Annotated in this window: 8 protein-coding genes and 2 pseudogenes; 6 read left to right on the top strand and 4 right to left on the bottom strand. The window is 34.5% G+C overall.

Annotation, left to right across the window (positions count from 1 at the left end; translation table 11 throughout):
- Positions 1 to 2: 2 nt before the first annotated feature.
- Both malQ and F6K23_RS28565 read right to left on the bottom strand, forming a co-directional pair.
- A complete protein-coding gene (gene malQ, locus F6K23_RS28560; protein WP_293162060.1) occupies positions 3 to 1,517 on the bottom strand; it encodes a 4-alpha-glucanotransferase in 1,515 nt (504 codons plus the stop codon).
- 1,047 nt (positions 1,518 to 2,564) lie between these two features.
- The gene (locus F6K23_RS28565) at positions 2,565 to 3,467 is read right to left on the bottom strand and encodes a bestrophin family protein (RefSeq protein WP_293162061.1); all 903 of its coding nucleotides are present in this window, start codon (positions 3,465 to 3,467) and stop codon (positions 2,565 to 2,567) included.
- Between the two features lie 763 nt (positions 3,468 to 4,230).
- Here F6K23_RS28565 and F6K23_RS28570 point away from each other — a divergent pair.
- The 6 genes from F6K23_RS28570 (at position 4,231) to adhE (ending at position 12,810) form a co-directional block, all read left to right on the top strand.
- Entirely contained in the window at positions 4,231 to 5,379 is a 1,149-nt protein-coding gene (locus tag F6K23_RS28570; RefSeq protein ID WP_293162062.1) for a hypothetical protein, read from the top strand.
- Between the two features lie 1,057 nt (positions 5,380 to 6,436).
- Complete coding sequence (locus F6K23_RS28575; RefSeq protein ID WP_293162064.1) at positions 6,437 to 7,291, top strand: mechanosensitive ion channel family protein; 855 nt, start codon at positions 6,437 to 6,439, stop codon at positions 7,289 to 7,291.
- A gap of 200 nt (positions 7,292 to 7,491) precedes the next feature.
- On the top strand, positions 7,492 to 7,671 hold the full coding sequence (locus tag F6K23_RS28580) for a hypothetical protein (RefSeq protein WP_293162066.1): 180 nt from the start codon (positions 7,492 to 7,494) through the stop codon (positions 7,669 to 7,671).
- A gap of 151 nt (positions 7,672 to 7,822) precedes the next feature.
- Complete coding sequence (locus tag F6K23_RS28585) at positions 7,823 to 8,182, top strand: PPC domain-containing protein (RefSeq protein ID WP_293162067.1); 360 nt, start codon at positions 7,823 to 7,825, stop codon at positions 8,180 to 8,182.
- A gap of 9 nt (positions 8,183 to 8,191) precedes the next feature.
- On the top strand, positions 8,192 to 9,316 hold the full coding sequence (locus F6K23_RS28590) for a PPC domain-containing protein (RefSeq protein ID WP_293162086.1): 1,125 nt from the start codon (positions 8,192 to 8,194) through the stop codon (positions 9,314 to 9,316).
- Positions 9,317 to 10,146: 830 nt separating this feature from the next.
- Positions 10,147 to 12,810, top strand: coding sequence for a bifunctional acetaldehyde-CoA/alcohol dehydrogenase (gene adhE, locus F6K23_RS28595; protein WP_293162068.1), 2,664 nt, complete (start codon positions 10,147 to 10,149; stop codon positions 12,808 to 12,810).
- 550 nt (positions 12,811 to 13,360) lie between these two features.
- Here the strand turns inward: adhE and F6K23_RS28600 are convergent.
- Together F6K23_RS28600 and F6K23_RS42965 are read right to left on the bottom strand one after the other, a co-directional pair.
- Positions 13,361 to 13,456 (bottom strand): annotated as a pseudogene (locus tag F6K23_RS28600) (DNA-binding response regulator); the annotation flags it as partial.
- A gap of 341 nt (positions 13,457 to 13,797) precedes the next feature.
- Positions 13,798 to 13,893 (bottom strand): annotated as a pseudogene (locus F6K23_RS42965) (DNA-binding response regulator); the annotation flags it as partial.
- Positions 13,894 to 13,958 lie beyond the last annotated feature (65 nt).

Here is a 13,958-nt window from a genome sequence, read left to right on the forward strand (position 1 = left end):
AACTATGAATCTTCATTTTGTGGCTCACGACCATAAATTTCTGTGACTTCTCTAAGGCGATCGCTTACCTCTGGAGTTAATATTTCCGGTTGGTAGCGCCAGCTCCAATTTCCTTCAGCAACTCCAGGTTGATTCATCATAGTTTCTTCTCCAAATCCGAAAATATCTTGTAGGGGAAAAATTGCCATAGAAGCCACCGAAGACATAGCCAAACGAATTAAATCCCAATGAATTCCATTACCACAAGTACAACCAAGAAAACGAGTAACTCGTTTTTGTTCTTCAGGAGAACGGTTATTGAACCAGCCCACAGTAGTATTATTATCGTGAGTGCCAGTATAAACAACCCAATTAGGAGAAACGTAGTTGTAGGGTAAATAGGGATTTTCATGGCCTGAGTCAAAAGCAAAATGCAGAATCTTCATACCAGGAAGTTCAAACTTATCGCGCAATTCTTCGACATCAGGAGTAATCAACCCTAAATCTTCAGCAATGATTGGCAGAGAGCCTAACTTTTCATTAATAGTTTCAAAAAAAGCCTCACCTGGTGCCTCGATCCATTCACCATTTATGGCTGTAGTTTCACCTTGTGGCACTGCCCAATAAGCTTTCAAACCACGAAAGTGGTCAATTCTAATCAAATCTACTTTATTCAGCATTGATTGAATGCGTTGCACCCACCACAGAAAATCTTCCTGTTCTAATCTATCCCATTTATAAACTGGGTTGCCCCATAGTTGACCAGTCTCACTAAAATAATCTGGGGGGACACCTGCCATCAAAGATGCTTCACCTGTTTCTGCATCTAGACAGAATATTTCTGGATGTGCCCAAACATCAGCACTATCATGGGCAACATATATAGGAATGTCGCCAAAGATTTTTATTCCTTGTTCATTGGCATAATTTTTCAGCTCATCCCATTGTTGGAAAAACTCAAATTGAACGAATTTATGATACTGAATTTCATCGGCCAAACGTTGCTGCCATTCTTTTAATGCTGCTGGTTGACGACGGGCAATTTCCTGCTCCCAGGTATGCCAACTAGCTCCTTGGTGGGCTTCTTTTAGGGCCATATAAAAAGCATAATCATCTAACCAAAAAGCTTTACTGACACAAAAATCATAGAATGCTTGTTTTTCTTCAGATTCTTTTGTTTGAAAATTATCGTAGGCTTTTTGTAATAGAGGACGTTTGACTTCCCGGACTAAATCAAAATCTACTTGATCGTTTGGAAACTCTGGCAAATTAGATAAGTCTTCCTCACTGAGTAACTCCTGGTCTTGTAATTTATCTGGACTAATTAGCAGAGGGTTTCCTGCCATTGCCGAATAAGCTAGATAGGGAGAATTACCAAAACCTGTTGGTCCTAGTGGTAGAATTTGCCAAATTTGCTGTCCACTGTCTCTTAAAAAGTTGACAAAATTGTATGCTTCATGACCTAAGTCACCAATTCCAAAGCGACTTGGGAAGGAAGTAGGGTGCAGTAGAATACCGCTAGCTCTTGAAAGTGGCATAGCTAAACCTAGAAAATATTAATCAAAAAAATTGCTGGCATTAAACACCAGCTTAAATTTTATTCTACGATGAAGAGAGTATTTTTTGTTGAGACTCTCTACCGTTAAATCAAAGATTATAACGAGAGATTTTTGTATCACAGATTCTCGGGCTAGATGACAAATCAAATAAGTTGAGTTCACCCCCGCTACTACCATCTCCACAAGCTTTCTTGCTCCGTCTTTACGCCCTTAGAAACCTCAGGGCAGGCGGTGCGCTTTTATTCAACCGTGTGCCCCACGGCTATTGATAAAATTATAACACCAAAAATGTTTCACGTATTGCTCAATTATTTTTCTGGTTAAAATTTATGAGGGGCTGTCTGCGTGGATTTCCCGCGCAGTTTATACGCCCCCTCTCACCGTTAAATAAGAGCGATTATAACAAGAGTCTTCTTTCAACATTTATGATAGTTAAAATTTTGTTGAGTATTCTATCTAATTAAAATATTAAATTTCTATATGAGAGCCATAAATTTTAGTATTAAGTACAGTTTTTATACTTGATGTCAGAAAAATTATTACCACATCTTAATAGCTAACTTTTTTTAGTTACTTTCCTAAAATTTTGATATTTATTTGGATTCAATTTATATGATTAAGATAATCATTTTTTACAAACTTAATCTGTGACTTTTAATGATTTGATAATTTGAGGAAATTATCGGGTTTGCATATTAGTTTGAAAATCGCTCATATAATTTTTTTAGACTAAAAATTATCTTAATTATCTGACACTACCGGTTACCGAATAATTAATAATTAAATAATTAAACAATTCGGCTAATTCCGCCTCCCCTTTCAAGGGGAAAAAAGCGGTCGAGGGATAGCGAGGAAACCTGCGCCATATCCAATCGACCAAGAGAATAAATTTTTTCCTTATTTGTCAATCCTCTCCCTTTTAGGGAGAGGTAATTATCAATTATCCATTAATGAAAGCTTTCCTCGTTGTATTAAGCATTTAATTTTCTGTTCACAACTCTCAAAACTAGAAAGCCTTCTCTATATTTATTCAACTAAATATTCCTTTCGAGAATCAGAACTCATTAACTCCTCAATATCCCACAACAGTCGATTACACATATTATCTAAAGGTAAGTCATTCGGATCGTAACCAAAAGGATTTTCTATTTCTAGCCCTATTGCTTCAATTCCTAATAAAGCAAAGCTAATTACTCCTGTAGCAGGAATAGTTATCCAAGATAACTCAGCTACTAATTGAAAAGGTAGAGCAAAACAATACAAAAATAATAAATGTTTTAAGTGAGTTGCATAAGCTAAAGGAATAGGCGTATTTAAAATTCTTTCGCAGCCAGTTTCATCTTTTACCATTAAATCTAAAATTTGATTATAAGTAGATAGCTGAATACTGTCTATGTAATTAAGGTCATAGATTTTTCGGAAATAATCTCCAATCCATTTAGCAATTCTCAGAGGTATATGATTAACTTCTTTCAGTTCTAAATATTGATTATTGCTAATAATTGACTGAAGTTGCCCATCGATACTTTCATTTCTTAAATGTAATTTTGTTCCTATCAGAAAACCAGCTAAAAGTAAAATTGCTGCCTTCTTCTGTTCTGTATCTGTTGGAGTTTTCTCAGGAATATTTACCCACATTTGTCTTGATAAAGACCGACCTGAAATTATTATCCCCCCAATCAGTTTTCGCCCTTCCCAGAATTTATCATAAGATGTATTTGTTCTAAAAACTAATAACAAACCCAAAACAACACCGGGGATTAAACTAGCTAAAATTGGTTGATGAATCCACAGAAGTCCACTCTGATAAATAATGGTAACTATTAGGGAAAAAGTCATTGCAACTACTACCCGTTGCCAAACTCTAGGTATGACAGACCCTTTTAATGTCAACACTAATTCTATCCAGTTTTTCTTATGAAAAGGCATATTTACTTAACAAGTCATTAGTAGTGTATAAATTAAAATTACCATAAAAAAAATTTACTAGTGCAGGATGACGGAAATAACTGACCAGTTACAAAATACTAAAACAATTACAAATCAATACGTAAGCATTCAGCCGTCAGCCATCAGCTATCAGCTATTGTGCTTTTAATTTAGGATAAAAGCAATATTTAATTGTCTTACTACAAAAGTTGGCTCCCTTGCCCTTAAAGTCTATTTTAATTTAAACACTGTCCTATATGAGAGAGTCTTGTTGCTGATAGCTCACAGCAGTCAGCCATCAGCTATCAGCTATTTGTTATTAACTCATTATCATACTAGAGGGAAATTATCCAGCAAAGAGCAATTTTAATTCATTAATGAAATTGCCTATAACCTAACCTTAGCTCTTGCTTGAATATGTTCATACATCTTATTGCTGTTTGCGGAGCATGACAAACGGAAATGCTAATAGCTGAATGCTTAGGAAGTAAGAAATAAGGAAGAAGCAAGAAGGAAGAAGGGATAAATTTTGAAAAAAAAGGGAATACTATAGATATAACCATCTAAAATGAACTAGAGAAACTATTTTTAGGCAGATCCGATAGAGATGCACTTTTTATAGCATTCTTTTTTCAAACTGGTAGTATATAGCAATAGAAAGATAGGGCGTTGACATAAACTGATAATTATCTTTAGACAGGGAATTTTTTTTTCTATTGTTCCCTGTTAAAGGTTCCCTGTTTCCTGCTATAAAAACTCCGATGTGAATACTAATAAAATTATGCAAATCTTTGATCGATTAAAATCTCTGTTTATAAAAGTTCCATTCCAGGAAACTGAGAATGAACTTGATGAACTACCAAAAAATTTTGTTTTTAGTTTAAATCAACAAATTCAGGCTTTGCCTTGTCATCCTAAATATATCAAAATTTTGCAATCTACTTTAGAAGAAGCATTATGCCAATGGCAAGATAATCCAGAAGCTAATGAACTGGTAATTCTAAGCAGTTCTATAGAACCTTTATCTCAAATTATCCAGACAGCTTTAGTTAATTGGAGTCATGAAAATATCAGAGATATAAAATTATTATCCTGGTCAAATAGACCTAAAGATTTCCTGAAAATTGTCTCCAAATTACAAAATGATTTAGGTTTGTCTGCAAAGTTAGATGTTGATTGTAATTCTGGCAAATTTCAGGAATTAATAGTTATTCCTTGTTTGGAATTTTGCTTTCTACGACATATACATGGTTTGGATGGAATTGAGTTTTTAAGAAATAGAATCTTTCAAGATCATTCTCGATTTTGGTTAATTGGTTGTAATTCTTTAACGTGGCAGTATCTTGACTATATTTATAATATTAATTCTTACTTTGAAAAGACTCTATTCTTACCGACTATTACAGGAGAAGAGCTGATGGAATGGCTCAGTCCTGTATTTACTAAAATAGAGTTCAATAAAAATGACTTAGATGAAGAAAAACAATTTGCTAAAATGCAAGAACATTTTGATTATTTATCCCATACTTCTCAAGGTTTAAGTTCAGCAGCTTCTCAATTATGGGTAAAATCTTTGAGTATGATAAATACGGAAAATATTGATTATCAAGAAACAGAAAAAGAGAATATTTTAGTAGAGTATCATCAAATTAGATCATTAGATTTACCAGAATTAAGCAGTAGCGATCGCTATCTTTTATTTTCTATGCTTTTGCACAAAGAAATTAATTTATCTAACCTTGCCTTGAGTTTGGGAGAATCTGAAAGTATAATTCAATTCCAAATTCAACAATTATTACGCATGGAGGTAATTCAACGTTTGAATAATCTTTTTAGTATTCATCCTGCATATTATCCAAAGCTGCGTAAGCATTTAAAAAAATATAACTTTATTACTGATTTAATAGAATAGACTTCTTGCAGAAATCAGAGAATAATGAATAATGAATAATGAATAATGAATGATTAATAATTAATAATTAGGGCTTGCTGATTAAATCTAAAAGCATTTACAAATAAAGGTTTTAGCCTTTTTAGGTCTGTAATACCTTGGTTTTCAGCTCTTCATGCTCAAAAAGTTAGCATTTTTGCTGCTGAGTTGGGCAAAACAATTCTCCCCTACTCCTGAAGAAAGACTTTTTCAGCAAACCCTAATTACCTCTGGTTAAAACCCTTCTTGATTAAATGTCAGGAAATATTATTTCTTCTCTTGGTCGATTGGATATGGCGCAGGTTTCCTCGCCATCCCACCCTTCGGGAAGCTGCGAAGATCGACCGCTTTTTTTCCCTTGAAAGGGGAGGTAGAGTAAGCTGAATTATTTAATTAATAATTATTAATTATTAATTTTTCGGTAAGTATTTAGCTATTATCTGTCAGCTATCAGCAACAAGACTCTCTCATATATGACAGTGTTTAAATTAATACTATTTCTCCATGAAGTTCCGCTTAATAAAAGATAACAGCTATTAGTAAAATTCAGGTTTTGGTAATAATTATTAAGCGCAGGGAATAATTAATAATTAATAATGAATAGTGAATAATGAATGATTACCTCTGGTTAAAACCGTTATTGATTGAATGTAAGGAAATATTATTTCTTCTCTTGGTCAATTGGATATGGTTAGGAAACCCATCCATCCCACCCAACGGGTGCGCTCCGAAGATTGACTGTTTTTTTTCCCTTGAAAGGGGAGGCAGAGTAAAAAGATAACAGTTATTAGTAAAATTCAGGTTTTGGTAAGAATTATTAAGGGCATCGTGACAAATAAAGAAATGGTATAACAACTGACTTTAAGAGCAAGGAAGGCAATTTTTGCAGTAAGACAATTAATAAAGCTTTTATCCTAAACTAAAAGCAATAGCTGTTTGCGCAGCATTCCGCAGGAAATTCTTACATAGGGAATGGTGAGATTAAATTACTGATTTCATATCTTGAATTGATTTAATTAGTTTTTTTGCAAGAGGTATAATGATTTTCAACTATCTAGGGTTAACATTCTTTTTTCATTTTCATCTACTTACAGTAGCGGCAGGATTAGATGGAATAGGTATTAAAGATATAAATCTTCGGACTATTCTACAAACAGTAATTGCTTTAGCTCTTGCTTATGGTTTTCTTATTAGCGTTAAATTTTTGAGTAAGTGGTTATCAGAAAGAGTTCCTTTAAGATTTCGAGCAGCAGCCAAACAATCAGAACCTTTTTTGCAAGCCTTAATTTTATTGACTTCCACAATATATATATTGAGTTTGTTCTTGCAACTTTCGACTGAAAATTTATTAGCTATCACTGGAACAATTGCTGTAGCTTTAGGTTTTGCTTTTAAAGATTATGTTAGTTCTCTAATTGCTGGAGTAGTAGCTCTATTTGAAATTCCTTATCGAGTAGGAGATAGAGTTCAAATTGGAGAAAATTATGGCGAAATTATTACTTATGATTTGCGGGGAATACGTTTACAAACTGTTGAAGATAATCTGATATTTATTCCCCATAACAAAATCTGGAATGAGCCAATATCTAATGCTAATAGTGGTGCTTTAGAAGCTCAAGTCACAACTGATTTTTATTTGGCTCATGGAGTTGATTCTGAAATGGTTATTAAAATTTTACATCTGGCTGCTTATACCAGTAAGTACACTCAATTAAAACTTCCAATTACTGTATTAGTTGAGGAAAAACCTTGGGGAACTCAATATCAGTTAAAGTCTTATCCTATAGATGCTAGGGATGAATATATTTACAAAACTGATTTAGTGAGACGAGTTAAACAAGCTTTTGCTAAACATAATTTTAATTACCCTAAAAGTAATTTTAGTCAAGAGTAGGGGAGTAGGGGAGTAGGGAGTTAGGACGCTCTACCTTCTACTGATAACCTATCATTAATCATTCTAAGATTATATAAATGTAAAATATGTAGGTTAAATTTCGTCATTTTCTATAAAATTAAATATATTACCTTAGCATCCATTAACATGAAAATATTTTTCAATTTCAGGAGGCATATATAATGGAAATTAACTCATTATTGAGCACCGTAGAACTTGATGCCATACACACAAATAATGATTTATTCTCAACCCCTGGAGATAAAATTCATTATTCGGATAGTAGTGAACCTGTATTACTAGAGAACTATTTAACTTTAAAATATGATATAAACTCTGCCGACGATCTGTTTTTATCTCAAGATTCATTGGTCGCTTAATTTAGATGATATCTCGAGAAATTCTGCCAGTGTTAACAACAATCAAGGAACCGATCCAATTACAGGTGAAAGTATAGAACCAAGAAGTATTAACAAGTCAGATAATAGTATTAAAACTGCAACAAACCTGGGTGAAATATCTAGTGAAAAATTGAGAACAAAGGAAAAAATAGGCTTAAAAGAAGGTGGCAAACGGGACAAATATGATTATTATAGCTTTACCTTACCTGAAGAGACTGAAGTCAGTATTACCCTCGATAAAATTAGGAAAAATGCCAATCTGCACTTATTTGATGAAGATAGCAAAACGGTATTAGAAAAGTCTACTAGAAAAGGCAAAAAAGCTGAAAATATTACTGAATATTTAGATGCAGGAACTTATTATTTGCGAGTTTCTAATGTTGGTCAAGCACAAACTCCTTATCGCCTAAATCTAGAATCAATTCCTGATGATAATACTATTGATGTAGCTAATAATTTAGGAAGATTATCTAACAAAAAACTGACATAAAAAGATAATATTGGTTTCAAAGAAGGTGGTGGAAGAGACAAAGTAGACCTCTATACTTTCGACCTGAATCAACAACGTGAGGTTAATATTACTCTGAATAAACTTAGGGGAAATGCCAATGTCAAGTTAATTGATGAAGACGGCGAGACAGTTTTGGATAAATCTACTAACAAAGGTAAAAAGTCAGAGAGAATTAGGGAAGTTTTAGAGCCTGGCAGTTATTATATAGAAGTATCTGTTCCGGGTAATAATAAAACTAATTATCAGCTCAGTTTAAGTTCTGAAAAAATTGATAATGTAGTATATCCACCAAAAAAAGAAGAGATTTATAAAGCTGGTACATGGGTGGCATTTGAAAACCGAGTTGGCTTGCAAATACCAAAAGGATGGGTTGGTGGAGTAACAAGTAATTATGATGAGACATTAATTTTAGCTTCATCTAAAAAATATCCAGATGTTTATGTAGAAGTAGATACCGGAAGTTCTTACTTGACAGGTTCAATGGGAGAATTAGCTAATAACTGGAGCCAGCCTTTTGAACTTAATGGAGCTACCTTTCAACCACAAGGAAAAGCAAAAATAAAAGGTAATCAAATTACTAATACTTATGTTGCTAAAGGTTCTGAACTTGAAGAAAAATTTTATTTAGTTGCCACGGTAGGACCAAATTATGAGGTAGCTACTGTTCTGGTAGGAGGAACAGAGAATAAATTAAAAGACTATAAAGATATAGCAAATAATGTAGTTAACAATTTAGATTTTCCCGAACCAACTGACTGGGAATCATATTTGAGCGATCGGTGGTTATTTTTCTATTTTAATAGTGACTTGTTGGAGATTGACTTGAATTTTAATGGGGTTATCGATCCTTGGGAAGAACATGAAGACCTGGAAATATCTACAGGAATATTTTTAAACGGCGATCGTTCGTTTAGTTATCATTATGATAGCTACAATGAAATTATAGGAACTACACAATTTATTTTATCTGGCATTTGGGATATTACTAACAAAAACGAGTTAGCTTTATATTATGAAGATGGCAGTGTAACTGTGGAACCAATTTTTGGTCCCGATCTAGATAACGAAGTTCTTTATAGCGATGATGTTTATTCAGTTCATAATATTAATTAGTAGTAAAACTTAAGTTGTTTAAATAGGCGGATAAATATTTCTCTCCCACCTGTTGAAAAAAATAGTGAAAAGTTTTTAGTGCTACGCAATTCAAACAGATTTACCAAAAATTCCTGAAGAGCTAACACCTGCGAAGTAAGGATATGTCATATTTGACTATATTTTTATGAACTATAGCTTAACGATCGCGCCTACTTGCAGGTAGTTTCTATACCACAAAATCTTGATTACGTCAAATAGACTGATTATCGGTTTGAAAAAATAGTTATATATTGAGGCGATGGCACAGCACTCAGTTACTACTTTCTAGCTATCTCAGGAACGAAAATACTTAGGTTTGAGCCTATTATTTCTTCACTATTTTTAAAGGTAGTCACAACATTGGCAGCATATCATTGTTTTTCAGTATACCAAATCCCTGAAAAAACGCAAGTTCGTAGAAATACAAAGCAAAATTTTTACCGAATTTGATGACTCATATTTAAAATTTAAAACAAATATTGTGTTTTGTACAAATTTTATTTATATATACTTTTCTCAGACTTTCTCAAATCTGAAATTCAAATCTGTAATATTTTCATCAAATTTTGCTAATTTTATAAATCGAGATATTTTTTCAAGTACATAAAACTGTTATAGTTACTTGAAATTTAATACTAATTTAAACTTAACCAAATCTTAAACAGAAAAATGTGTCATCAATTATAAAAAAAGTACAAAAAAATAGATAAAATAATTCAAGTCAACCCCACAAAAAAAGAACAGAACTATAATATCAACAGATATCAAACCAGCCCCAGAAAAATCCCAAATTAGGGCAAGGAGAGAATATGAAAGTAACAAACGAACAAGAACTTGAAGAGCTGATCAAAAAAGTAAAACAAGCTCAAGAAAAATACGCCACTTATACTCAAGAACAAGTAGACTACATATTCAAAAAAGCCGCCCTAGCAGCCAACGCAGCTAGAATTCCCCTAGCAAAAATGGCAGCCACAGAAACAGGGATGGGATTAGTAGAAGACAAAGTAATCAAAAATCACTTTGCTTCAGAAATAATATATAACAAATATAAAGGCGAAAAAACCTGTGGAGTTATCGCAGAAGACAAATCTTTTGGCTTTCAAAAAATCGCCGAACCAGTAGGAATTCTTGCCGGGATAGTTCCCACAACTAATCCCACATCAACAGCAATTTTTAAATCATTAATAAGTCTCAAAACTCGTAACGCAATTATATTTTCTCCTCACCCCAGAGCAAAAAAATGTACCTGTGAAGCAGCTAGGGTAGTTCTCGAAGCAGCCGTTGCAGCAGGGGCACCAGAAGAAATAATCGGTTGGATAGATGAACCAACACTTCCACTATCCCAACAACTGATGCAGCATTCAGAAATTAAATTGATTCTTGCTACTGGTGGACCGGGAATGGTTAAAGCTGCTTACTCCTCCGGTCATCCATCTCTAGGAGTTGGTGCTGGTAATACTCCAGCTTTGATAGACGAAACTGCAGAGATAAAAATGGCAGTCTCTTCAATTATCCTCAGTAAAACCTTCGACAATGGGATGATTTGTGCCAGCGAACAATCAGTAGTTGTCGTTGATAGTGTTTATGATACAGTCAGACAAGAATTTATTGACCGAGGCGCTTATTTCTTAACTCCAGAAGAAAAAGACAAACTAAGAAGCAAAATTATAGTCAACGGACGGTTGAATGCAGAAATTGTCGGTCAACCTGTGCAAAAAATTGCCGAAATGGCAGGTTTCTCCATTCCAGAAAATACTAGAGTAATTATTGGTGAAGTAGAAAATATTAATAAAGAAGAACCATTTGCCCACGAAAAACTGTCCCCTATCTTGGCAATGTATCGGGCAGATACTTTTGAAGAAGCTGTAGACAAAGCCGAAAGTTTAGTCGAATTTGGTGGACGTGGACATACAGCAGCTTTATATACTTCTCCTGCTAATGCCGACCATATTAAACGATTTGAAGATACTGTCGAAACAGCCAGGGTTCTAATTAATACTCCTTCTTCCCAAGGAGCGATCGGCGACATCTATAATTTCCGCCTTGATCCTTCCTTAACTCTAGGTTGTGGAACATGGGGTGGTAACTCTGTTAGCGAAAATGTCGAACCACACCATTTGCTAAATATAAAGACAGTGGCAGAACGTCGAGAAAATATGTTGTGGTTCCGCGTTCCACCAAAAATTTACTTTAAATATGGTGCTTTACCTACTGCTATGCGAGAGTTGGCAGGTAAACAACGAGCATTCATTGTCACTGACAAACCCATATATGAACTTGGGATGACTCGCGGTTTAGAAAATGTGCTGGATGAAGTTGAGGTTAAGTATGACATTTTTTATGATGTAGAACCTGACCCTTCCTTGGACACTGTAAACCGGGGTTTGGATATGATGCGGAAATTTAATCCTGATGTGATTATTGCCATTGGTGGTGGTTCTCCGATGGATGCTGCCAAAATTATGTGGTTGATGTACGAGCATCCAGAAATTGAGTTTGAAGGTTTGGCAATGCGGTTTATGGATATCCGTAAACGGGTTTATGATTTACCACCTTTGGGAGAGAAAGCTATTTTGGTGGCAGTACCTACTACTTCTGGTACAGGTTCGGAAGTTACACCTTTTGCTGTGGTGACTGACCGCCGAAATAATATTAAGTATCCTCTGGCAGATTATGCTTTGACTCCCAGTATGGCAATAGTCGATCCAGAGTTGGTGTTAAATATGCCGAAAAGTTTGACTGCTTTTGGTGGAATAGATGCTTTGACTCATGCGGTGGAAGCTTATGTTTCTGTTTTAGCTTCTGAATATACTAATGGTCTGGCATTGAAAGCTGTTGGATTAATTTTTAGATATCTGCCTTCTGCTTATAACAATGGTGCTAATGACCCCAAAGCACGAGAAAAAATGCACTACGCTGCAACAATTGCAGGTATGGCTTTTGCTAACAGTTTTTTGGGAATTTGCCATTCTATTGCTCACCAGTTAGGAGCTATTTTTCATATTCCTCACGGTTTGGCAAATGCGTTGATGATTTCTCATATTATTCGTTACAACTCTACCAATGCGCCGTTCAAACAAGCAACTTTCTCCCAGTATAAGTATCCTAATGCTAAATGGCGTTATTCTCAAATTGCTGATTATTTGCTATTGGGTGGAGAAACTGAGGATGAAAAGGTAGATTTGTTAATTGCTGCTATTGAAGAGCTGAAGAGTCAGGTGGGTATTCCTAAAGCTATTAAGGATGTGGTCTCTGTGAGTGAAGCTGAATTTTTTGCTAAGTTGGATGATTTAGCAGACCAAGCTTTTGACGATCAATGTACTGGTTCAAATCCTCGTTATCCTTTGATTAGTGATATTAAGCAGTTGTTGACTAATGCTTATCATGGTGACTTGGCTACTTCTGGGGAGTTAAATGGTGATGGTGCTGCGATTATTCCTCCAAGTACACCTGTCGGGGGGGGAGTAAAATAAGAAGTCAGTAGGGTGCTGAAGCGCGATAGCGTAACGCACCCATTGGTCAGGAATCAGGAGTCAGAATGAAAGAAGAAGACAGGAGCTTTGACTTAGTTGACAACTAACGTTATAAAGCAGTATAGTACGCTAGTTATCTCTGGGTATTGAAAATACAGTCGTCAACTGCTAGTTTATTCATAATACCTTTAACATGAGTTTTAAAAGTTACTATGATCAGGATAAGCGACCGCTCTTCAATCAACAGTAAAAAATAGGCGATCGCTAAAAAACAGACAGCCAAAAACAGGGGGTCTGGACTATTTCATCAATTTCTCGGTAAACAATTATTCTTATCAGCTGTTTCTTGTTATAACTTGATAATTTACAACTATATTTTTCCTGTTTCTAACTTGTCTGCGCCAAATTCCAATTTGCCTACTAAAAATACAAAGAGTAGCTCCCACCCAACAAATTTCTATAAAAGATATAAATCCCTGATACTTCATTTTTTCCCCTACCTCTAATTAGATAAAAATTTATTTATTTTATAAATTAATTACAGTCAAATTCACACCAAACCAGTTCTCAAAGCAACAACAGCTGCTTTAACTCGGTCGTCAACTGCTAGTTTATTCATAATACCTTTAACATGAGTTTTAAAAGTTACTATGATCGGGAAAAGCGGCCGCTCTTCAATCAACAGTAAAAAATAGGCGATCGCTAAAAACAGACAGCCAAAAACAGGTGTTCTGGAATGTTTCATCAATTTCTCGGTAAACTATTATTTTTATCTGCTGTTTCTTGTTATAACTTGATAATTTACAACTATATTTTTCCTGTTTCTAACTTGTCTGCGCCAAATTCCAATTTGCCTACTAAAAATGCAAAGAGTAGCTCCCACCCAACAAATTTCTATAAAAGATATAAATCCCTGATACTTCATTTTTTCCCCTACCTCTAATTAGATAAAAATTTATTTATTTTATAAATTAATTACAGTCACATTCACACCAAACCAGTTCTCAAAGCAACAACAGCTGCTTTAACTCGGTCGTCAACTGCTAGTTTATTCATAATACCTTTAACATGAGTTTTAAAAGTTACTATGATCGGGAAAAGCGGCCGCTCTTCAATCAACAGTAAAAAATAGGCGATCGCTAAAAACA

Origin of the sequence: Okeania sp. SIO2C9 (genome assembly GCF_010672455.1) — a bacterium.
Lineage (GTDB): Bacteria > Cyanobacteriota > Cyanobacteriia > Cyanobacteriales > Microcoleaceae > Okeania.